Genomic DNA, 22,501 nt, shown 5'->3' with positions numbered 1-22,501 from the left:
CGGGAATTCAACCATGATCGACAGGCTTCTCGCATTCTCCGTGCACCAGCGCTGGCTGGTCATGATCGCTGTGTTGATGATGGGCGCCTTCGGCGTCTGGAACTTCACGCGCCTGCCGATCGATGCCGTTCCTGACATCACCAATGTCCAGGTTCAGATCAATACCAACGCGCCGGGCTTCTCGCCGCTGGAGGTGGAGCAGCGCATCACATTCCCGATCGAGACGGGGATGGCCGGCCTGCCGAACCTCGTGAACACGCGCTCGCTGTCGCGCTATGGCCTCAGCCAGGTCACCGTCGTGTTCAAAGACGGCACGGACATCTATTTCGCGCGTCAGCTGGTCAACGAACGCGTCCAGCGGGTGAAGGACTCGCTGCCGACCGGCATCGAGACGGCGATGGGACCGGTCTCCACCGGCCTCGGCGAGATCTACATGTACACCGTCGAGGCGAAGGAGGGGGCGAAGAACGCCGAAGGCAAGCCTTACACGCCGAGTGACCTGCGGACCGTGCAGGACTGGATCATCAAGCCTCAGCTCCGCAATGTGCAGGGGGTCAACGAGGTCAACACCATCGGCGGCTTCGAGAAGCAGTTCCACGTGCTTCCGGATCCGGCCAGGCTGATGGCCTACCGTCTGAGCTTCCGCGACGTGATGACGTCGCTCGCCAACAACAATGCCAATGTCGGCGCCGGCTACATCGAGAAGAACGGCGAACAGTATCTGGTGCGCACGCCCGGACAGGTCGCCGATGTCGAGGAAATCCGGCAGATCGTCATCGGCTCCCGCAATGGCGTCCCGGTCCGCATCCTCGACATCGCGGAGGTCAAGGAGGGCACTGACCTGCGCACCGGCGCGGCGACCGTCGACGGCAAGGAAGTCGTGCTCGGCACGGCGATGCTGCTGATCGGCGAGAACGGCCGGACCGTGGCGCAGCGTGTCGGGCAGAAGCTGGAGCAGATCCAGAAGTCGCTGCCGGAAGGCGTCTCTCTCCGCGCGATCTACGACCGCACCCATCTGATCGACGCGACCATCACGACCGTCGAGAAGAACCTGGTCGAGGGCGCGCTGCTCGTCATCGCGATCCTGTTCCTCATCCTCGGAAACTTCAAGGCGGCCTTCGCCACCGCGCTCGTCATTCCGCTGTCCATGCTGTTCACCATCACGGGCATGTTCGAGAATAAGGTCAGCGCCAATCTGATGAGCCTCGGCGCCATCGATTTCGGCATCATCATCGATGGAGCTGTCATCATCGTGGAGAACTGCCTGCGTCTGCTCGCCCATGAGCAGGCGAAGCGAGGGCGCCTGCTCAGCCGCGAGGAACGTTTTGAGACGATCATCGAAGCCTCGCGCGAGGTCATCAAGCCCAGCCTGTTCGGCACGCTGATCATCGCGGTGGTCTATCTGCCGGTGCTCACGCTGACCGGCGTCGAAGGCAAGATGTTCACGCCAATGGCGCTGACCGTACTGATGGCGCTCCTGGGCGCCAGCATCCTGTCGATGACCTTCGTTCCGGCCGCTGTGGCGCTGTTCGTGACCGGCAAGGTCTCCGAGAAGGAAAACTGGTTCATGCGCGCAGCGCGCCGGACCTATGTGCCGCTGCTCGATCTCGCGATCCGTCTGCGCCTCGTCGTGGCGGCCGCGGCCGTGGCGCTGGTCGTCGTGAGCGGATACGCCGCGACGCGGATGGGCGGCGAGTTCATCCCGAGCCTCGACGAGGGCGACGTCGCGATCCAGGCGATGCGCATCCCCGGTACCAGCCTTACGCAATCGCTCGAGATGCAGATGGCACTCGAGCGGAGGCTGGCCAGGATTCCAGAGGTGAAGGAATCCTTCGCCCGCACCGGTACCGCGGAGGTGGCGACGGACCCGATGCCGCCGTCGATCTCGGACGGCTATGTCATGCTCAAGCCGCGCGACCAGTGGCCGGATCCGAAGAAGTCGAAGCTCGATCTGATGAAGGAGATCGAGGCCGCATCCGAGGAGGTCGCAGGCAGTCTTTACGAACTCTCGCAGCCGATCCAGCTTCGCTTCAACGAACTGATCTCGGGCGTGCGTAGCGACGTCGGCGTCAAGATCTTCGGCGACGACCTCAATGTGCTGGCAGGGATCGCGGGGCAGGTGCAGTCGGCGCTACAGAACATCCAGGGCGCCGCGGACGTCAAGACCGAGCAGGTCGCCGGGCTTCCGGTGCTGACGGTCAAGCTGGACCGCAAGGCGCTGGCGCGCTTCGGCATCAGCGTGTCGGACGTGCAGAACCTGGTCGAGATTGCGGTGGGCGGCAAGACCGCCGGCCTGGTGTTCCAGGGCGACCGCCGCTTCGACCTCGTCGTGCGCCTTCCGGACGACCTCCGGACGGATATCGAGGCGATCAAGGCGCTGCCGATCCCGCTGCCGCCGCTGGAGGGCCAGCCGAGCCAGAGCAAGGCGATGCCGGCGGCGTTCGGGACCTCGCCGCTGGCCCAGATGCGCTATGCGCCGCTGTCGGAACTGGCGGAGATTTCGGTCGCACCGGGCCCGAACCAGATCAGCCGCGAGGACGGCAAGCGCCGCATCGTCGTCTCCGCCAATGTGCGTGGACGTGACCTCGGCTCCTTCGTCGGCGAGGCGCAGCAGCAGATCGCGCAGAAGGTCAAATTGCCCGCGGGCTACTGGATCGGCTGGGGCGGCCAGTTCGAGCAGCTCGTCTCGGCGACGCAGCGTCTGACCATCGTGGTCCCGATCGCGCTACTGCTGATCTTCCTGCTGCTGTTCATCAGCCTCGGCTCCGTGGCTGACGCGCTGCTGGTCTTCAGCGGCGTGCCGCTGGCGCTCACGGGCGGCATCTTCGCGCTGCTGCTGCGTGACATTCCGCTGTCGATCAGCGCGGGCATCGGCTTTGTCGCGCTTTCGGGCGTGGCGGTGCTCAACGGTCTTGTCATCATCACCTTCATCGCGCGGCTTCGCCTCGAAGGGAAAAAGGTGGTGGAGGCCGTGCGCGAAGGCGCGCTGACGCGCCTGCGGCCTGTGCTGATGACGGCGCTGGTGGCCTCGCTCGGCTTCGTGCCGATGGCGATCGCGACGGGGGCGGGGGCCGAGGTGCAGCGCCCGCTCGCGACCGTTGTCATCGGCGGCATCGTCTCCTCGACCATCCTCACGCTTCTCGTTCTTCCGGCGCTCTACATCCTGTTCCGCCGGGAATCGTCGCCTGCCCATGCGGAGGCGAAGCCTGTCCATGCCATCCACGGAGACCATTGATGAAGACAATCCTGCTCGTCCTATCCGCGCTGGTGCTGGCGGCGCCGGCGATGGCGCAGCACGCCCATCAGAAGGGGCCCAACGGTGGACCCATGGAGGATGTCGCCGGCGTGCATGTCGAGATGATCGCTGCGGGGAAGGTGCTGACCTTCAACATCCTCGACGAGGCCAACAAGCCGCTCCCGAGCAGCGGCTTTTCCGGCGCGGTGTTGCTGACCTCCGGAAGCGACCGTGAGACACTGCCGCTCGTCACCTCCGGGACTGCATTGAAGGCCGAAGCGAAAAGCGACATCGCCAAGGGCGCTTCGGTGAGCGTCACGCTGAAGACCGCCGACGGCAAGTCTGGCCAGGCCAGGTTCAAGCACTGAGGGATCAATCCCGGATGACGCAAGAGCTTCATCCCGGCGGCGCTTGCTCGACCCAAACTACGCGCTATTTGTCGCTATCGGATGCCATCAGCAGGAACTTGCGCTTCAGCGCGTTGACCCTGGAGACGTAACCCGCAACGGAATGGTCGCCGCATCGCTCATTGGCCGTCATCTGGAAGCGACGGCGCGCATAAGCGGTGGCGGGTCCTCCACCGCACAGATGGATGAAGGCGGCGAGATCCTGCACCTGTTGCGGGGTCGGCGCCACGCCGCCGGCGCGCGCGAGGACCGCGGCGACATTGCGGTCCAGATAGATCGATGCGAGCTCGGTGGCATGGCTCGGGATGGCACGAATATAGGGGCCGAAGCCGCAGCCCGTATCCTGAACCGCGTTCGCCCGGATGCAGAAGCGCGAAACTTCGGCATAGGCCGGATCGGTCATTTGAAAGAGACCGACGGCGCTGGATGCGGGCCGATAGATCGCGAACGGATTGAAGCTGAACCGCCAGCGCCAATAGGTGCGATCCAGGGGATTACCGGAACTCTCGACCTGCGCCAGCGCAGCGAGCAATTCGGGCGTGATCGACCGCGTCGAAAAGGCGCGAAACAGCGGCCCGTAATGCCGCCACGTCTCGGCCGGCTCCTTGTCCAGCCTGTGGCCGACAAAGAAGAACAACTCGCTCGGCTTGTGGATCACGTGATAGATGAGGTTGGACAGCACGAGGGTGACCAGCACGATCGCGACGGCGCCAGTGATTTGAATGGCGCGGGGCAGTTTCGCGAGCGTCCGTTGCGCCGAGCGCAGGCTGCGCCGCCAGCGGCGACGGCGTTTGGCGCTGAAGATGAATGGGCCCTTCGTCATGGCTGATGGCAGCGCGCTAATCCACCTGCGGCTGGCTGATGCCGAGCTTCTTGACGCGGGTGCGGACTGATAGCGGTGACCGCTTCAACCGGATCGCGATCTCGTTGACGCTGCGACCGACCGACAATTGCCGCCGCAATTCTTCGTCCTGCTGCGAGGTCCAGACGGCGTCGGATTTCTGGCTTAGTTTCATGAGGACTTATAATAGTCTGTAGCCCGGATGAAGCCAACGGGTCGCGCGTCGCGCGCCCGATGATAAGCTCCGCGTAATCCGGGCTACGCTTGCTTTCGCGATACGCAGTCGCCCCGCTTCACAGCGCCGGACGGCGAGCGGCCGGGTTTCGTGACGCGCGGGTCGCGATGGTTTCACCGGCAGCAAACATCTCGACGTTGGTGGATTACGCTTGCTGGTTGGATGTCGCAGTGAAGGCCAACGCATCGACGTTGGTGCATCCGATTACTGGTTCTGGATGGAGACGCTCATTCCGCTCAGGTCGAAATCGAACTGGAGGCCCAGTTGCTCGCCTTCCAGCGTCAGGACGACGCCCTTGGCGTTGCGCATCTGGATGGCGCGCCTGCCTGCACCGACCGCCACACCTGCACCGAGCGCCGTATAAATGCCTTCGATGTCCGAAGCCTGATGCATATTTTGCGCCGCGCCGACCAGATCGGTCGAGGAGCCCCCAAACGTCAGGCCCGCGCTCACGCCGCCGATGCGAAACGGATACATCTCACCACGGAAGCTGAGGATTCCGCTCCCTGCCTGCGCTCCGATGAACCATCCGGCCTTGAAGAACTTGAAGCGGACTTTGCCGGTTTCCGCGTGAGCGGGCAGCGACAGTGCGGCGGACAGCAGAGTTGCGACGGTGAGACGCGTGAGGCAGCGAGCTATTTGAAAGCGCATATTGATATTCCGGTCATCGGGCTGCCGCGTGACGGCCCCGCGGCAACTAGATAGAGCATCGCAGGACTCGTCAATAACGTAGGTCGACCCGCGGTCGCCTCCCAACGGGTGCAACGTCCGACGTCAACGCGTGGCGCGCAAGTGTGACCTGTCTGCTGTAGCTCGCAGAGCGAAGGCGGAAGCGTATTGCGCCGATATGACGATGGCGGATTACGCTGCGCTCATCCGGCCACCGCTTGCCGATGGACATGCGACCAAAATTGTCATTATATCGCCGGAATGTCATCGCCTACCTGATGACACTGACGTGACGACGATACAGACCAATCCGCCTAACCTGCAGCACTCATTCGCATTCGAAAGAACACGATGACAGGTCTCTCGCGCAGGACGACGCTGGTGAAGGCGACAAGTGCAGCCGAGGCGTCGGACGTTTCAGAGCGCACCATGATCGCGCGCCGCCAACTGCTGCGTTTTTTCGCCGCTAGTCCTCTTCTCACGGCGACCTCTCTCGGTACGATCTCCACCCTGTTGACGGCTAACTCGGATGCGCTCGCGCAGAGCTACGACGTGCTGCGCGGCTCGCGAAGAGCGTTCGGCCCGGACGGCATCATCACCGCTCCGGCCGATGCGCTGGACGTGTTTGAGTTCGAGCCGGCGGCGAAGAAGGCCGTGCTCAGCCAGGACGCGCCGGCGCACTGGGGCTACCTCCAGAGCGGCGTCGACGGCGACGTGACGCGCGACGCCAATCACACGGCCTTCGCGAAGTACAACATCCGCGTTCAGCGTCTCATCGATGCCCGAAAGATCGACACCAGCGTGAAGATCTTCGGCGAAACCTGGGCCAGCCCCATCTTCATGTGCCCGGTCAGCAGCCTCGGCGCCTACGATCCCGAGGCGGGGGTCACCGTGGCGCGCGCCGCTGCCAAGCGCAACCATCAGATGATTCTCTCGACGGTCGATAATGCGAGCATCGTCGACGTCAACCAGGCGCACGGCCGGCCCGCCTGGTTCATGTTGTATCCGACCGATGATTGGAACGTGACGCGCGCGCTGGTGCAACGCGCCGAGAACGCGGGTTCTCCGGCGATCGTCCTCACGGTCGACCGCCAGGGCGGCCGCAATACCGAAACCCTGTTCCGCGAGCGGCGCCAGGACCTGCGCGAGTGCTCGGGCTGTCACACACCGGGCTTCACCAATGAGGTCAGCCGCAAGGCCAACTTCGCGGACATCGACGTTTCCAAAGTCACCAACCTCTACGGCACCGGGATGACGTGGGAGTTCGTCGATCGCCTGCGCGGGATCGTCAAGGGCAAGCTCGTGCTGAAGGGCATCATGACGGGTGAGGACGCCAAGGAGGCGCTGCGCCACGGCGTGGACGGCCTGATCGTCTCCAATCACGGTGGGCGCGCGGAAGAGAGCGGGCAATCGACGATCGGTGTGCTGGCAGAGGTCGTGGATTCGGTGGGCGGCCGCATCCCGGTGCTCATCGACGGGGGCGTACGCCGCGGCACCGATGTCCTGAAGGCGCTCGCCTTGGGCGCCGCGGCCGTCGGCATTGGCCGGCCTTACGTGTGGGGCCTGGCGTCGTTCGGCGAGGCCGGCGTGGACCGGGTGCTGCAGATCCTGGACGATGAGTTCATCACGATCATGCGGCAGGTGGGTGCGCTGGACATCAACCACATCACGCGGCGCTGCGTCACCAGCGCCTAGCCGTGCGCGACCTCCGATGAAGCAACAGCGCCTCATGCCTGGATCATGGCCATCGACGGTTTGACCGCGCGCGACAAGATTCCAAGTGATTTGGGGAAATGCAGCGAGTAGGGCGGAATAGCGAAGAGTATTCCGCCGAGAAATTGCTGTGGCGGATTACGCTGCGCTAATCCGCCCTCGCTTGGCGCAGCACTACGCGACGGACATTTTGGTAGTGATCGAGGAGGGGCACCGCGTTTCCGGTGAGGTGTTCTTCCACGGCATCCAGCGCGAAGCGCTGTTCGGGCAGCCGCCGACTGGCAAGCATATCGACTGGCTGGGCGCGCCGATCTTCACCTTCGATGGTCCCAAAGTGCGCAACCTCTGGGTGCTCGGCTTCCGGTGCGTCGCGAGGTCTTGAGCGAAGCAGCAGACGGCATTGTAGCTGTAGATCACTGAATGTCCGCATCTGTCGCCCACGGGGTGGATTGCGGCTTTCTGAACCGGAGGTCGGCAGTTCGATCTCTCCGGCACCATCCGACCAATTACTTCGTCCTCGCGGTCTCCGGGCGCCATCGCTGCAGCGCTGGGCTATTCGTCCCAAACCGCGTTCGCCCCGGCGTTCCGGAAGCTGACGGGCGAAACTCCGACCGATTGGCGCCGACGCGTTGTCTGACGGCAATCGCTCTGCAGGTCGAGCAATCGCTCTGGCGCAGAAGGACGCCTGCTTCACTAGAAATCATCCTGCCACGTCAACGACAGGAGACGAACGATGAACTCGAAACGCGTCGTCAGTGGGCTTGCGAATGCTTCCGGACGGAGGGTGCTTGCGACCACGCTTACGTATGCGATTTCGCTAGTCGTCAACTTCACGTCGGCCGCCGGCATCCAAACAATACCCCCCATATATCCAACGCAGAGGAACGATCCCATGACATCCATCACCACCAAGGACGGCGTACAGATTTTCTACAAGGACTGGGGCACGAAATCGGCCCAACCGATCGTCTTCCATCATGGTTGGCCGTTGAGCTCAGATGACTGGGATAACCAGATGCTGTACTTCGTCGGCAAAGGCTTCCGCGTCATCGCCCATGATCGACGCGGTCACGGTCGATCGAGCCAGGTAAGCGACGGCCACGATATGGATCACTACGCGGCCGATGTCGCTGCGTTGGTCGAACATCTCGATCTGCGCAATGCGATTCACATCGGACATTCAACCGGCGGCGGCGAAGCGACACGGTACGTCGCTCGTCACGGTAAGGGCCGCGTAGCCAAGCTCGTGATCATCGGCGCAGTGCCGCCGTTGATGCTGAAAACCGCTGCCAATCCCGGAGGCTTGCCCATCGAGGCGTTCGATAACCTGCGCAGCCAGCTTGCAGCCAACAGGTCGCAGTTCTACCTCGATTTCTCGGGCGGTCCGTTCTACGGATACAATCGTCCTGGAGCAGAACCGTCGCAGGCGATCATTCAAAACTGGTGGCGCCAAGGCATGATGGGCAGCGCAAAAGCGCACCACGACGGCATCAAGGCCTTCTCGGAGACGGATTTCAGCGAGGACCTGAAGAGCATCGCTGTGCCAACGCTCGTCCTGCACGGCGACGATGATCAGATCGTCCCTATCGCGGATTCCGCTCTTCTGTCCGCGAAACTTCTGAAAAACAGCACACTCAAAATCTACGAGAAGCTACCTCACGGTATGTGCACGACCCACGCCGACATCATCAATGCCGAGATTTTGTCCTTCATAATGGCGTAGATTTTTCGCTTCACGCGACCGCGTCACCGAAAGCTAAGCTCAGTCGCTCTCAAAGTGCGGCAACGGTGACGCGCGTCTGTTCCACCAAACGTTTCATTAAATGGGCCTGTTTGTCTGATACGGTACTGGGCAAATGGAGGAGCTTGACGATGAACAACGAGGACCGGGAAATGAAAGGCTCCGATCTGCTAGTGGCGGCCCTCGAAAACGAGGGCGTCGACCGCATCTTTGGCGTCCCCGGCGAGGAGAACCTCGACGTCGTCGAGAGCTTGCGCAAGTCTTCCATCGAACTGGTTGTCACGCGTCACGAGCAGCCCGCCGCCTTCATGGCAGCGACCCACGGGCGCCTCACAGGGAGGCCTGGTGTCGCCCTCAGCACTTTGGGGCCCGGAGCCCTGAATCTCTCGACAGGGGCTGCCTATGGGCTCCTGGGAGGTATGCCGATGGTCCTGATCACTGGCCAGAAGGCGATCCACGCCAGCCGGCAGGCGCACTTCCAGATCGTGGATGTCGTCGCGAGCATGAAGCCGCTCACGAAATTGTCGCAGCAGATCGTAAGTGCGTCTTCCATCGCAACCGTCGTCCGGAACGCTTTCCGGATTGCGATGGAGGAGCGTCCTGGACCCGTGCACCTGGAGCTTCCGGAAGATGTCGCGGCGGAGAAGGTGTCCGGCGTTTCGGTCGTTCCGGTCCACCCGACCGATCTCCCGGCGCCCTCGACGGACGCCGTCCGGAAGGCGGCCGAGCTCATCCTCTCGGCGAAATGCCCGTTGCTCATGTTCGGTGCCAGTGCCAGCAGGCCCAGGCTGGCGCCCGCGCTCTCTGAATTCGTCCGCCGCGTGAAGATCCCATTCTTCAACACGCAGATGGGGAAGGGGGCCGTCGGCGGGGCGTCCGACTACTATGTCGGCACGGCGGCGCTGAGTGAACGCGACTACGTCCATCGCGCGATCGACTGCGCCGACCTGATCATCACCATCGGCCACGACACCATCGAAAAGCCGCCATTCATCATGGGGCGTGGCCGCCATCAGGTGCTTCACATCGGCTTCACGCCAGCGACGGTCGAGGAGGTTTACTACCCGCAAGCTGAACTTATCGGCGACATTGCGAAAGGTCTCGACATGCTGGCGGCCGAGCTCGATGGGGAGCTCAAGCAGACCACGCGGTGGGATGGCGTGCGCGCGGACATCCTGCGCCACATCGGCGACCGTGCCAACGAAGACCGCTTTCCGCTGACCCCGCAGCGGATCGTCCACGACGTCCGCCAGGTCATGCCACCCGACGGCATCGTCGCGTTGGACAACGGGATGTACAAGATATGGTTCGCGCGTAACTACCGCACGGACGTCGCCAACACGCTGCTGCTCGACAATGCGCTTGCGACGATGGGAGCGGGGCTTCCGTCCGGCATGATGGCGGCGTTGCTGAATCCGAAGCGCCGTGTGCTCGTTGTCGCCGGCGACGGCGGTTTTATGATGAATTCGCAGGAACTGGAGACCGCGCAGCGTCTGAAGCTTGATCTCGTCGTGCTCGTCATCGAGGATCACGCCTACGGGATGATCAGGTGGAAGCAGGCCGTCGACGGTTTCGCCGATGCGGGGATGACGTTCGGCAATCCGGATTTCGTTGCCTACGCGCAGTCCTACGGTGCCCAGGGTCATCGCGTGACCGAGGCGGACGGTCTGGCGCCGACACTGGAGAAGGCCTTCGCGGCTGGTGGCCTCCACCTCGTGGTGGTGCCGGTGGACTACAGCGAGAATGTTCGCGTGCTCGTGGAGGAACTGGCCGATATGCAGCACTAGGGCGCTTTGCTCTTAACGCTGCTCTATTGCCGATGCCCCGTCGTAATCGACGGCCGTCTGCGCAGTGGCAGGTCAGGTTCTCGCGCATTATCGCGATCAGATGCCATGCCGAATTAGGTGAGCCCAAGGGGCATCCAAGTTGCCCATCTTCACGATGACGACCTCTAACTGCGAGCGCCTCCGCCAAACGCTTTTCGAATGAGGTCCTCCGCGCCATTATCGCGACCACGGCTAAACAGTCCCGCGAGGGAGAATCGATAACGAGCCCGCGTTCTTTGTCTAGCAACGCTAAGTCTCTCATCAGAGAACCGAAATTCCTCAATGATTTCGGACGGCTTTCCCACATAAGAAAACGCCAATTCCCCAATAAGACCGACCTGGCCACATAAATGGGCATGATTCGCCGGACGTGGCCGGACTCATTTCGCTCTGAGGTCCTAGATCGCGGAAGCATTTGTTTACCGCTCGATCATGAGTCCGAGGAACTTCCTTGAGCGGCCAGCTCGCAGACCTTACGCATACTCAGCAAACGGAGATGGACATGCGACTACATGTTGTTTCGCGCGCCGCGGGCGTGACCGCGGGTCTGGGCATTTCTCTACTCGGCGCGGGAACGGCGTTGTCTCAGCAGTCTCTCTTCGCGTCGATTGACAGGAAGACACTGCAGCAGACCCTCCTGCAGAACGTTCAATCGGGTTCTACCAAGCAGACGTACGACCAGGCAGTCCGAGCTTTCTTCGTAGCGACCGACGCCGATTCCGATGGTGAGATTACCCAACGTGACGTTCAACTTCACAAGGCCATGGAGGAAGGTCAGAGCAGGGCGCAGGCTGTCCAGCAGGCGATGCGATACGATATCGACGGTGACGGCTTCGTCACGGAGGTCGAAATCCAACGAGGCATATCCTACGAACTTCGCTCCCAGACGTCTCCGCTCGCCGGAGGGAATACGAGTCCATCGGTCCGCGATGCGATCGTCGGTCAGATCGCATCGCGGACTAGGGCCATCATGTCTCTCGACGCGGACAACGACGGCAAAGTCTCGTTGATTGAAGCCGCCAAGTCGATGAAGCCGAACCACAGCGGCGGTTTGTCCACGCGTGCGCAGCAGCTCCTCGAACTCGACGCGACCTCCTCAGGCGTCGTCACCTTTGCCGCCTACGAGGCGATGGGCGCGGAATTGTTCCAACAGATTGATGCCGACCGTGACGGCGTCGTTTCCCAACAAGAGATGAGCGACTACCGTACACGAGCCGAGCGAGCAGGCTGCGAGATGCCGAGGGCGTCAGAGAAAGCGCAGGTAGTCCTATTCGGTTCGTACGAGACCGAGACATTGTCAAATGTCACCTTGGGATCGCAGGACAATGTCGTCCATACTGGGCGCGTCAACATCGAAACCGGCGCGGATCCAGTATACGTCGTCTTGACGAGCTACGCTCCGACCATCTGGCAGGTCACCGGCGCGACCGAGCGCGTCGAGCGGGTCGTCGTGACCAGTCTGTTCACGGGGCCGAATAGAGGCGAACCCGGGCGGCGGCCTCTTGCTGGCGTGACCGGTCTCGGCAAGGAACGCGTAGTGTTCTTCAATCGGCCGAACTGTCTGCCATATTTCTACGAGGCACCATCCGCAGGATCTTTCCAGTCCGTCGGTACCGTGCGAACGGCGACCGGCAAGGCCCCCGAGGTGACGTCAGCCGCCTACGATGTCAGGTCGTTTGCCGCGCCCTCCGGCGCGATTGTCTCAGTGAAGAAGAACAAAAACGCCGAACCTGTTGGGCCCGCCAACGAGACCATCACGAACGCTCCGAACAGCGATGCAAAGAGCGACCTGTTCAGATACTCGCCCGGCGGCGTCGTGGATATCGACCCACAGGCCGTGGTCGGCAGTGTCCCGGCCCAGAAGTACGAGGTGATGCCGCAACAGGCCGGGCTGGTGCAATTGCTCGTGTCCGGTGCGTTGGTGCGTGCCAAGGGCGGTGAGTACATCGTCAAACAGAAGACCCGATTTCCGGCCGGCTTGGCCGGTGCTCATTCCGTCACGTTCCTGCTCCCGACCGGCGTCCCTTACCCGGAGGGCGATTCAGGACATTCATGTGTGGTGATTGAAGAAACCGGTCTTAAGAGGGGCGCTGGCTGCCGCTGATCCTTACCGCAAAGCACCGATCGTCGGGCACCTTGAGCTGCGTAACCGGTGTTCTGGTCCCACATTGCCCGCTGCCGCCTGATCTGTGAACGGCTTTCCATGGATGAAGAACGCGAGTTTCTCCGTGGAGAGTACATTGGAGTTTCTCACAACGAGGATAGACAATGACAATCCTCGCATACCTGGTCGCCATTGCTTCAGGAATGACTATGACGAGCGAAATTTCGGCCCCCGGACCGATCGGCGCATTGATGGGCACCATAACCCGCGCGTCCGACCGGACCGCACCTGTTGTGCTCATAATCCCAGGTTCTGGACCAACTGATCGTGACGGCAACAATCCACTTGGCGTGAAAGCCGCAACGTACCGGTTGCTGGCCGAAGAGCTGGCGACCAGAGGCGTGACAACCATCCGAACGGATAAGCGCGGTATGTTTGCCAGCACACACGCGACGCTCGACGCGAACTCAGTTACGATAGATGAATACGTAACCGACACCCGTTCGTGGATCGAAGCTGCCAAGAAGGAAACCGGGGCCAAGTGCATCTGGCTCCTTGGACACAGCGAGGGCGGGTTGATCGCACTTGCCGCAGCTCAACGCGAGACCGACATCTGCGGACTGGTGCTAGTTTCCGCCGTAGGTCGCCCCATGGGCGAGGTTCTCAAGGAACAATTAAGAGCAAATCCGGCAAATGTTCCTTTATTGCGCCAAGCCGACACGATCATTGACGCTTTAGCCGCGGGACGTCGTACGCGGAACGAGGAAATCCCTCCGCCGCTGGCAACGCTGTTTCCGGAGAACGTCCAAGGGTTCCTGATCAGCTCGTTGTCTCTCGACCCAAGTAAGCTGGCCAAGCAAACGAAGGTCCCGATGCTGATCGTACAGGGTCTACGAGATATTCAAGTCAGCATTGCTGATGCTCAAGCGCTTCATGCAGCCAATCCATCGTCCCAGCTGGCGCTCCTTGCGGATACCAACCACGTCCTTAAACAGGTTAACTCCAGTGATATGGGCGCGAACCTCGCAACCTACGGAGATTCAGAACGGCCTCTCGCGCCAGGGGTCGCCAACACAATTGCCGTTTTCGTTAAGCAGAATAGGCCGCAGCCACTCTAAAGCCGACGGACAGCCAAACACGTTTGCGCGCGGGTTTTGTGTCAGCGGCGAGGGGCGCGCGCGGCGGTAAGGTCATCAGTAAAGAAACAATATCGGCAGTGCCCCTACTCTCCTCGAGCCGGAGTGTCCGGTCAACGCGGCCGCCAAGGAACTGTGCGCTCGCGCGAAGAAAGAGCTTTTCGACCAAGACGCGTTGAAGCCTCTCACGCGCGCGGACGGCCTTGGGCTGCCGCAACCCCATAGGCCTCGATCAGATGCTTGTCAGTTCGCAGCTTGCCCCTTCTGGATCGTCCGCGAAGATAGCAATCGGCCGACTGGGTGGGACACGCCCGGCATCCGAGGGGCATCCCGATCCGTTATTGGCTGTGTCCGATCACTGTCCGTTGAAGGCATCTGTGCGGCTATAACGCCTACGCTTATTCGCAAGCTGATGCTCAAGCATGATGATGTCCCTGATGTGAGGAGTAGGGACAAGCATGAGTCAAGGCGTTGTATACCTCAAAGTATTTACGAGGATGGCATCTATTGCGATGCTCTATACGCGAGATGAATTTTAATTAGGCCGAAGAGGGAGACGAGCAAAAGGATTTCGCCGAAAGCGAAAATGCTATGGAAGAGTAGTGGATCTTCAGCCAGTGACACTTCGCGAGACAGTCCGATTGCATCCCATCCAACGGTCATCACACCCTTGCTGTAGTTGGCATATGGTAAAACAATGATGCCAAGGACGACACAAAATATGAGAAACGCGCGCTTCCAAATAGTCCAGGTCGCATAGTCAGCGACGATGGCCTCAAAGCGTTCCCGTCCTTTTGCGCGGTCGTAAACAATGAGCTGTTTCCACATAACCTGCCTTCCTCATCCCGAGCGCAGTGTATTCCATGCGCACCAGATCACCCTCCACAGTTCTTAATTGACGGTTAACCGTCGGCGGTTTCCGGCGCCGTGGTCGGGTGTCTAGCAGTGCTATGTGTGGCTTGTTCTCGCGCGGCAGTAAGCCCGGGATGGGCGCGCACCAATCGCGCACCTCGCTTAGTGATGAGTGACACTGTCTGGCTTTGTGGCCTTGGCGCGGGCCTCAGGATTCACGCAGTCCTCGGTAGTCACAAACTCGGTGGCAAGAGGGCTCTCAACCGTTGCATCGATCGGTGACGTAGTCTGGCGTGTCTTGGCGAGTTAGGCAGTGGCATCGTCGAATTTATGGATCCGGCTGCCCCTGAAGCCGAGCTGGTTTGTCATCGTCCGGAAGCAAGCGTAAAATTACGTCGTCCACAGATTCGGGGGAGACATGCCAATCACTAAGGTCCGCGTGACGACGCCTATGCCGGAAGGAAAGGCGCCGATGGTATGGCATTTGGAGCTAATGACGGCGAATCCGGCCGAAGCGATTCGATGGACGAAGGCCGCTCCGCAAGTATTGGCACACGCCACTGTGGAAGTTGTCGCTCAGGTTGCTACCTGAACCCGCCAAAAGATGGGGCGAGGCCGTTTGCGCGCCCCATGACGGATATTCTGCAATCGGCTTGATGAGGATTGGGTGGATGGCCGACTCGGTCGGGGAAGGCTCCGTCGTGGTTTCGCAGATTCGGCAGCATCTCGGGAGCTAAATTGACTCTAGGACGATTGGCCCTTGCATCGTCCGGAACGTGATCGAGTACCGCTTGTTCGGAACGGCTGAGATGCTGTGCTCCCATTCCGTGCGCGAGGACCCGGACATCATGTAAATTGAGCGGGCTTTGGCCTCCAACGTGAACCGCTCCCATTTGGTAGAGGCAGATCTCCGGAAGCGCAGCTTGCAGTTCGATCCCAGCGAAAGTCCAAAGATGCGATCGAAATGCGGTTTGTCGCGGTGCCAGCCGATACCGACTCCGACATCGTATTCGGTGCAGAGCACGTGCTGGATCCGCGTCGACGGACCGCCGAATGCTTCGACGTTCTGGATCACGTCGCTGAGCCATTCCGGAATGGGAGCGGCCGCGGTCAGGCGGCCGAGTGTGTAATCGTAGCTGAAGCCGAAGGAGGCGATCCGGCGCTTGCCCTCGTATTGGCCGAACTGGAACGGCGTCAGGGGCAGGGCGGCGATCTCGTGGATCAGCGTTTTTTCGATGTCGAGCGATATGAAGTTGTCAGCGTGGCGGAGTCCCGCGGGACGGTCAACTCTTTCATCTGCGAATAGGCTGAACTGCTCCGACACCACCGGCTCCTGATCCAATCGGCACCGCAATCAATATGGGGATGGGAAGGCCGAAATGAAGGCGTTGCGGTCTCTAGATCAGGTTGTCAGAACGTCCAGACGGTCCTTGTTGCGGGCGTTGTAGATCTGGATCTGAAGCCGAGGAAAGCGGGCTTTGAGCTCGCGGGCACCGCTCTTGGTGCCCTCGATGATCGCAAATGCGACTTGGTTCGGCCGCCGATCTCGATGCAAAAACTCTTGTTGGCGAGCCTCGCAGCATTAGCATACCGAGACCATGGCGCGTCAACCACGGGGAGTTAGTCCTTCTCTGCTGGCCTGTAATATGCCTGGCAAGGAGACAATCCCGTAGGCATTGCCAGCGAAAAACCATTCATTCTGCACCTACAATGGAGCAGATGGATAATTTCGTTCTTAGCTGCTGTTCCTATGGTCAGGCTGTCGACCCGGAACTGCAGCTCTGCCTCTACAGCGACTGCGTCAATGGCCATCAGCGAAGCAACCGGCGCTGGATCTCTGACGATGCAAGTGCTGGCTTCCAGTACGGACTTCAACTCCTCTTCGATGAAGCGTGGGGTTTTGTCTGTCGCTATGCGGACTTTCAGAGCGATGAGGTGCGTTTCGTCTGGACGGCTAAGGTTTGTAACGCCCTGGCGTGCTAGAATGCTATTCGGCAATACGACGATGTTGTTGGCGCCGGTGAGAAGATTGGTTGAACGCCAGTTGGTTTCGATGACGCGACCCTCGGTGCCGTCGCTCAATCGGATCCAGTCGCCGAGCATATAGGCTCTGCCAAGCGTTAGCGCGATGCCGGAGAAGACGTCTCCGAGCGTGTTCTGCAACGCGAGACCAAAGATGACGGCGACTACGCCAGAGGTCGTCACCAGGGTGCCGAGCGGCATTCCGAACACAAAGCGTATGATCGAGAGCACTGCGCCGAGATAGATCACGGCAACGGCCATATCCTGAATCAGATGGGCTTCGCGCGGTTTGTGGTTCAGCCTCACATAGATGTGGATGAAGCCGATTACTGTCCATGCGAGGTGGGTCCACCAAAGAACTCCAGCCATTTTTGCGAGCAGCACGGCAAAGTCCTGAGTGTGGATATCATCAGCCCTATTCGGAGGAATCCCTGCCATGAAGAGCACTAGGCTCATGCTGGCGAAGAACAGGATCTGTACGATCAGGCGGCTTGTTGGGCGGCCGCGCCCCTGCAGATGCCAGACGCAGATGCCGACAATGCCGAGGACGTTGAGCAGGATGAGCGGTAGTAGATGATCATCGCCAAACATGGCAGGAGCTAAGCCTCGTTCGGGCCGGCCATATTCAGGCCGGCCGCCGTCGTGCGGATGTCGGTTATCCAGCGGTCAGAAGTCCCAGTATACCGGCACCCACCGAAAGACATTCCCGTCGATCGCCACGCGTCCGACGGACGGAAATGGCATGTGCGTGGCTACCAGCAACTCCTCGGTGGCTGCGATCTCTTTTAACAAGCGCGTGCGAACGCGGGCTGCCTCTTCGGGATCGTGTTCGAAGCCATTGAACCAGTCGGGATGATCGAATCCCACCGTAAACACGGCGTCGCCGGCGAAGGTGAGAGCGTCTTTGCCTGAAGCCACGCGGACGATGCTGTGTCCGGGCGTATGGCCACCGGTGCGACGGACGATCACACCCGGGGCGACTTCGTATTCCTCGTCAAATTGCGTTAGCTGGTTGTGATACTCCTTGACGAACCGCTTGGCAGTTGCCCGCAGTGCATCCGGGAAGCCCGGTGGCATGGCCGTGTGGGAGAAATCCGGCGCGTCCCAAAAACTGACCTCGGCTGCGGCGACATGGATTTGTACTTCGGGGGGAAGCCGATCCTTGATACCGGGGACGAGCAGGCCGCCAATGTGATCCATGTGCATGTGCGTCAGCACAATGTCGGTGACCGACGCGAGATTGATGCCGGCGCTCTCCACTCGCTTGATCAACTGTCCGGCTCGCGGCAGGTTCAAATCGGGGTCCGATCCCAAGCCTGCGTCGATGAGGATGGTCTTGCCGCCGCTACGGACCACGACTGCATTGAGCGCCCAATCGAAAGCGTCCGGCGGCAGGAACATGTGGTGCATCCAGGCAGCACGGGCTTTCGGGTCGGCATTATGGCCCAACATGGTGGTTGGAAGCGGGAGTACTCCATCGCTGATCACCAGCACGTCAATCTCGCCGATCTTCACTGCGTAGCGCGACGGGACCAGCTCTTCTGGCTCCGTCCGAACCGGGCGCGAAGCAACATCTGGGCTCATGTTTATCTCCTGTTGATCGCCGCGCAGGTCGCGGCGCCGGTGACGCTATGCCGGGCGGTATCCATGATCGATTGGTCTGGCGAATAGGATCGGCAATACCTCGGAATAGGTTGCTCGCTCCAGATAGCGAGGGGTTTAGGGCGCGGCATGGCGCTGCCGAACCTATCCCGAAGAACAGGTCGAACTATTCGTAGCGCCAGCCGCGCTGATCCGCAGAACGATACCGCCGCGCTGCAGACCGCATCATGTTCGGGGCGTTCACGCACTGCGTGCGTCTGGTTTCTCTCACTCAAACGGAGACGAACGAATGACCTGGAAGAGCTCGATGAGCCGTCTTGCAAGATTGTCGCGGCGGAAGCTGCTCGCCACCACGCTGCTCTATGCGGCATCGATGACCGTCCGCTCCTCCGCGGCGGCAGGAAAGGAAACAGACATGCTTGCTCATACGAAAGACACGGCGGATCTGACGTCTTCGATCGCAACGAATGATGGCGCGCAGATCTTTTATCGAGACTGGGGCGCAAAATCCGCGCAGCCAATTGTGTTTCATCATGGCTGGCCGCTGTCGTCCGACGACTGGGAGAACCAGATGCTCTTTTTTCTGAGCAAAGGCTATCGTGTGATCGCCCACGATCGTCGCGGCCATGGCCGTTCCAGTCAGGCTATCGACGGTCAGGACATGGATCACTATGCGGCCGACGTCGCGGCGCTCGCCTCCCATCTCGATCTGCGCAATGCCATCCATATCGGCCATTCCACCGGTGGAGGTGAAGCGGCACGCTATGTCGCGCGGTTCGGCCACGGTCGTGTTGCCAGGCTGGTGCTGATCGGTGCGGTGCCGCCATTGATGGTGAAGACAAAAGCCAATCCGGGCGGTCTGCCGATCGAGGTGTTCGATGGCCTGCGGCAGCAGCTCGCAGCAAGCCGATCCCGGTTCTATCTGGAATTCGCGAGTGGCCCCTTCTATGGCTACAATCGGCCGGGCGCCAAACCGTCGCAGGCGGTGATCTGGAACTGGTGGCGGCAGGGCATGATGGGCAGCGCCAAGGCCCATTACGAGTGTATCAAGGCATTCTCCGAGACAGATTTCAGCGATGACCTGAAGACCATCACGGTCCCTACGCTAATTCTCCATGGCAGCGAGGATCAGATCGTACCTGTTGCGGATTCCGCGCCACTCTCGGCAAAACTCCTCAAGCACAGCGTTCTGAAAATCTATGACGGTCTGCCTCACGGGCTCTGCACGACGCATGCCGACATCGTCAATGCCGACATTCTGAAGTTCATCTCCGCCTAGTCGCGGCGCCTGTAGCACCAATCTCTGATCGATAAACGAAGAGAGGCTCCCGCTTCGGAAGCGCGGTCCTCGGACGACGAAGTCAAATCCAACGCCACATAGAGGCAGGAGATATCAAAGATGAAGCAGATGAATCACGCCCCCCTGCGGGAATCCAATAAGAACTCGAGCAACACCTCTCAACAGGGCCGAACAGTGCCCGACGACTTGGTGCCATCACGCTATGCGCTGCGAGTCGGCGAGATTGAAGTGCTGGTGATCAGCGATGGCGTGCTCACGCCGCCAGCCGAGTCAATGGCCACAAACGCTGACCCGGCAGCCCGGGCGGCCTGGCTGGACGACAGGTTCCTGTCGCGGGATGCGTTCGATTGGGCGCTGAACGAGGTCGTGGTGCGTAGCGGCGACCAAACCATCCTCATCGACAGCGGACTAGGAATGGAATACCCGGACTTTCCGCGGGCCGGGCAGTTGGGCCTGCGGCTGAAGAATGCCGGCATCGATCTTGGGTCGGTGACCGACGTTGTGCTAACCCACATGCACTTTGACCACGTTGGCGGACTGCTCGTCGACGGGGTGAAGGAGCAGCTGCGTCCGGACTTACGAATCCACGTGGCCGCCGCCGAGGTCAAGTTCTGGGCGGCGCCGGATTTCTCCCGCACCGGCATGCCGCCGGTGCTCGCCGACCTGGCCCGGAGTGCGGCCAAGCGGTTCCTGGGCGAATACCGCAACCAATTGCTGCCGTTCGAGGAAGACGGCGAGGTGGCGCCGGGCGTGGTGGTCACGCGCACGGGCGGTCACACCCCCGGGCACAGCGTGGTCCGCCTCGAGTCCAACGGCGATCGGCTGATGTTCGCCGGCGACGCGATATTCCCCGTCTCGTTCGATCACCCCGAATGGCACAACGGCTTCGAACACGATCCCGAGGAGGCGACTCGTGTCCGTCTCCGGCTCATGCGGGAGCTGTCGGAGACCGGCTCATGGCTGGTAGCCACCCACATGCCGTTCCCGTCGATCGGCCGGGTAGCGGTCGCCGACGACCTTTATCGTTGGGTCCCGACCTGGTGGGATTACTGACAGATGTCGAAGCAGGGCCACAGGCGTGGCCCTGCTCACATCAGAACCATAAGGAGCTACGTCGATGAAACGCCAAACCGTGCGCGAACCTCGACGACGTCGCGGCGTGGCTCGTCCGGCTCACCGGCGACCTTGTTGAATGGATGACCGGGTAGGTGACCGGTGTCGATGGTGGCCCGGGGCTGGCATAACCGCGATCGATCGGCGCATGGCATTTCCCTTCGACTTGATCGATCTCAACAGACGTAACGCCACATGACGAGCGGCCAATGTACGGGCAATGAATCGCGGTCATGCAGCTTCGACACGGCGCGTCTGCGGCTTGAGCTGGCGATGGCGCTCGAAAGGCAGGCTGCGACGTCCGAAATTCTCAATGTCATCGCCCGATCCACAACGGATGCGCAGCCGGTATTCGACGTCATCTCGGGAAGCGCACAACGGCTGCTCGGCGGTCAGTCGGCCCTCGTCACCCGTGTGATCGGCGATATGCTGCATTTGGCGGCATGCACAGCGGGGAGCCCCGACGGCGATGATGAGATTCGTGTGTCGTTTCCCGCAGCGCTGACAGCCAGCGGGATCCATAGTCGGGCCGCGGCCACGGCAACGATCGCGTTTCGCTTCGATGTCGAAACCGAAAACAGTGTTCCCAAGGCCGTTAAGGACATGGCTCGTGCGCGAGGTTATCGCAGCATTATCGTCGTGCCCATGCTGCGCGAAGGCACCGCGATAGGGACGATCGGTGTCTCGCGTGCCGAACCGGGCGCGTTCACTGAAAGCCAGATCGAACTCCTGAAGACCTTTGCTGATCAGGCCGTGATAGCCGTGGAGAATGTCCGGCTATTCAAGGAGCTTCAGGCGCGGACAACGCAGTTGTCGAAATCGCTCGACGATCTGCGCGCCGCGCAGGACCGCCTGGTGCAAACTGAAAAGCTGACCTCGCTTGGACAGCTCACCGCAGGCATCGCGCACGAAATCAAGAATCCCCTGAACTTCGTCAACAATTTCGCTTCGCTATCCGTCGAATTGACGGACGAGCTTGGCGACGTGCTGGCGGGCATTGACGTCCCCGATGGCGCTCGCCTGGATCTCGATGAACTGAGTGGCCTGCTCAAGGACAATCTGCAACGGATTGTGCAGCACGGAAGACGCGCCGATTCCATTGTCAAAAACATGCTGCTGCATTCACGAGGTGGCGGTGGCGAGCATCGCCTAACCGATCTCAACGCGCTGGTCGATGAAAGCCTCGCGCTGGCCTATCATGGAGCCCGCGCGGAGCGCCCGCAGCTCGCAGTCACCTTTGAGCGCGACTACGATCCTGCAGTCGGCTCAATCCATATTTTTCCGCAAGAGATCACCCGCGTGCTGCTGAACCTGATCTCGAACGGCTTTTACGCCGTGAGCGAGCGTCTTGCCGAACGCGGCCCCGGCTTCGAGCCAACCTTGAGCGCGCGGACGCGCAACCTTAGCGAATCCGTCGAAATTCGCATCCGCGACAATGGCATCGGTATGCCACCCGACATCAAGGAGAAGATATTCGATCCCTTCTTCACGACCAAGCCTCCGGGAGAGGGGACCGGGCTCGGGCTGTCAATGAGCTACGATACCGTGGTGAAGCAACACGGCGGCCGTATCGATGTTGATACAGAGCCAGGCGCATTCACGGAATTCATACTCACATTGCCGCGCGGTAGCGTGGCCCGGAGAGATAAATCGTGACGTTGACGACACCTGCGATAGAACTCGACTTGCCTGCGGGATCCGGAGT

20 protein-coding genes are annotated in these 22,501 nt (G+C 61.0%); 12 read left to right on the top strand and 8 right to left on the bottom strand.

What is annotated here, in order from left to right; all coding sequences use genetic code 11:
* Positions 1-13: 13 nt before the first annotated feature.
* Together AB8B20_RS05660 and AB8B20_RS05655 are read left to right on the top strand one after the other, a co-directional pair.
* The gene (locus AB8B20_RS05660; RefSeq protein ID WP_439071934.1) at positions 14-3,235 is read left to right on the top strand and encodes an efflux RND transporter permease subunit; all 3,222 of its coding nucleotides are present in this window, start codon (positions 14-16) and stop codon (positions 3,233-3,235) included.
* Positions 3,235-3,603: a hypothetical protein gene (locus AB8B20_RS05655; protein WP_439071933.1), complete on the top strand. Its 369-nt coding sequence runs from the start codon at positions 3,235-3,237 to the stop codon at positions 3,601-3,603. Before AB8B20_RS05660 ends, AB8B20_RS05655 begins: the two co-directional genes overlap by 1 nt.
* 64 nt (positions 3,604-3,667) lie before the next feature.
* On the opposite strand, the gene AB8B20_RS05650 is transcribed toward AB8B20_RS05655, so the two are convergent.
* The 3 genes from AB8B20_RS05650 to AB8B20_RS05640 all read right to left on the bottom strand — a co-directional run bounded on the left by AB8B20_RS05650 (position 3,668) and on the right by AB8B20_RS05640 (position 5,474).
* Positions 3,668-4,465, bottom strand: a complete 798-nt coding sequence (locus tag AB8B20_RS05650) for a lytic transglycosylase domain-containing protein (RefSeq protein ID WP_439071932.1) — start codon at positions 4,463-4,465, stop codon at positions 3,668-3,670.
* A 16-nt stretch (positions 4,466-4,481) separates the two neighbouring features.
* On the bottom strand, positions 4,482-4,658 hold the full coding sequence (locus AB8B20_RS05645; protein ID WP_439071931.1) for a hypothetical protein: 177 nt from the start codon (positions 4,656-4,658) through the stop codon (positions 4,482-4,484).
* A gap of 264 nt (positions 4,659-4,922) precedes the next feature.
* Positions 4,923-5,474, bottom strand: a complete 552-nt coding sequence (locus AB8B20_RS05640) for a hypothetical protein (RefSeq protein ID WP_441253321.1) — start codon at positions 5,472-5,474, stop codon at positions 4,923-4,925.
* A 264-nt stretch (positions 5,475-5,738) separates the two neighbouring features.
* Here AB8B20_RS05640 and AB8B20_RS05635 point away from each other — a divergent pair, with 264 nt between their 5' ends.
* The 7 genes from AB8B20_RS05635 to AB8B20_RS05605 all read left to right on the top strand — a co-directional run bounded on the left by AB8B20_RS05635 (position 5,739) and on the right by AB8B20_RS05605 (position 13,889).
* Entirely contained in the window at positions 5,739-7,082 is a 1,344-nt protein-coding gene (locus AB8B20_RS05635; protein ID WP_439071930.1) for an alpha-hydroxy acid oxidase, read from the top strand.
* Between the two features lie 148 nt (positions 7,083-7,230).
* The gene (locus AB8B20_RS05630; RefSeq protein WP_439071929.1) at positions 7,231-7,482 is read left to right on the top strand and encodes a hypothetical protein; all 252 of its coding nucleotides are present in this window, start codon (positions 7,231-7,233) and stop codon (positions 7,480-7,482) included.
* 114 nt (positions 7,483-7,596) lie between these two features.
* The gene (locus tag AB8B20_RS05625) at positions 7,597-7,737 is read left to right on the top strand and encodes a helix-turn-helix domain-containing protein (RefSeq protein WP_309946277.1); all 141 of its coding nucleotides are present in this window, start codon (positions 7,597-7,599) and stop codon (positions 7,735-7,737) included.
* Positions 7,738-7,992: 255 nt separating this feature from the next.
* Positions 7,993-8,823, top strand: a complete 831-nt coding sequence (locus AB8B20_RS05620; protein WP_439071928.1) for an alpha/beta fold hydrolase — start codon at positions 7,993-7,995, stop codon at positions 8,821-8,823.
* Positions 8,824-8,972: 149 nt separating this feature from the next.
* The gene (locus tag AB8B20_RS05615) at positions 8,973-10,628 is read left to right on the top strand and encodes an acetolactate synthase large subunit (RefSeq protein WP_439073034.1); all 1,656 of its coding nucleotides are present in this window, start codon (positions 8,973-8,975) and stop codon (positions 10,626-10,628) included.
* 490 nt (positions 10,629-11,118) lie between these two features.
* A complete protein-coding gene (locus AB8B20_RS05610) occupies positions 11,119-12,771 on the top strand; it encodes a hypothetical protein (protein ID WP_439071927.1) in 1,653 nt (550 codons plus the stop codon).
* A 164-nt stretch (positions 12,772-12,935) separates the two neighbouring features.
* Positions 12,936-13,889 carry an alpha/beta hydrolase gene (locus AB8B20_RS05605; protein WP_439071926.1) on the top strand — a complete coding sequence of 318 codons (954 nt, stop codon included), beginning with the start codon at positions 12,936-12,938 and terminating at the stop codon, positions 13,887-13,889.
* A 522-nt stretch (positions 13,890-14,411) separates the two neighbouring features.
* On the opposite strand, the gene AB8B20_RS05600 is transcribed toward AB8B20_RS05605, so the two are convergent.
* The 4 genes from AB8B20_RS05600 to AB8B20_RS05585 all read right to left on the bottom strand — a co-directional run bounded on the left by AB8B20_RS05600 (position 14,412) and on the right by AB8B20_RS05585 (position 18,365).
* On the bottom strand, positions 14,412-14,735 hold the full coding sequence (locus tag AB8B20_RS05600; protein WP_439071925.1) for a hypothetical protein: 324 nt from the start codon (positions 14,733-14,735) through the stop codon (positions 14,412-14,414).
* A gap of 757 nt (positions 14,736-15,492) precedes the next feature.
* Complete coding sequence (locus tag AB8B20_RS05595) at positions 15,493-16,083, bottom strand: alpha-ketoglutarate-dependent dioxygenase AlkB (protein WP_441253320.1); 591 nt, start codon at positions 16,081-16,083, stop codon at positions 15,493-15,495.
* 296 nt (positions 16,084-16,379) lie between these two features.
* Complete coding sequence (locus AB8B20_RS05590; protein WP_439071923.1) at positions 16,380-17,372, bottom strand: mechanosensitive ion channel family protein; 993 nt, start codon at positions 17,370-17,372, stop codon at positions 16,380-16,382.
* A 75-nt stretch (positions 17,373-17,447) separates the two neighbouring features.
* Positions 17,448-18,365: an MBL fold metallo-hydrolase gene (locus AB8B20_RS05585; protein ID WP_439071922.1), complete on the bottom strand. Its 918-nt coding sequence runs from the start codon at positions 18,363-18,365 to the stop codon at positions 17,448-17,450.
* Between the two features lie 433 nt (positions 18,366-18,798).
* On the opposite strand from AB8B20_RS05585, the gene AB8B20_RS05580 reads away from it, so the two are divergent.
* Both AB8B20_RS05580 and AB8B20_RS05575 read left to right on the top strand, forming a co-directional pair.
* Positions 18,799-19,662 carry an alpha/beta fold hydrolase gene (locus AB8B20_RS05580; protein ID WP_439073033.1) on the top strand — a complete coding sequence of 288 codons (864 nt, stop codon included), beginning with the start codon at positions 18,799-18,801 and terminating at the stop codon, positions 19,660-19,662.
* 120 nt (positions 19,663-19,782) lie between these two features.
* Positions 19,783-20,736, top strand: a complete 954-nt coding sequence (locus AB8B20_RS05575) for an MBL fold metallo-hydrolase (RefSeq protein ID WP_439071921.1) — start codon at positions 19,783-19,785, stop codon at positions 20,734-20,736.
* A gap of 291 nt (positions 20,737-21,027) precedes the next feature.
* Here the strand turns inward: AB8B20_RS05575 and AB8B20_RS05570 are convergent, their stop codons facing one another.
* The gene (locus tag AB8B20_RS05570; protein ID WP_439073085.1) at positions 21,028-21,231 is read right to left on the bottom strand and encodes a hypothetical protein; all 204 of its coding nucleotides are present in this window, start codon (positions 21,229-21,231) and stop codon (positions 21,028-21,030) included.
* Here AB8B20_RS05570 and AB8B20_RS05565 point away from each other — a divergent pair.
* Positions 21,157-22,452, top strand: a complete 1,296-nt coding sequence (locus AB8B20_RS05565) for a sensor histidine kinase (RefSeq protein WP_439073032.1) — start codon at positions 21,157-21,159, stop codon at positions 22,450-22,452. The two genes, AB8B20_RS05570 and AB8B20_RS05565, sit on opposite strands and share 75 nt — an antisense overlap.
* The last annotated feature ends 49 nt before the right edge of the window (positions 22,453-22,501 follow it).

It is taken from the genome of Tardiphaga sp. 866_E4_N1_4, from assembly GCF_052076075.1.
GTDB lineage: Bacteria > Pseudomonadota > Alphaproteobacteria > Rhizobiales > Xanthobacteraceae > Tardiphaga > Tardiphaga robiniae.
This window is presented reverse-complemented; position numbering and strand designations above follow the sequence as displayed.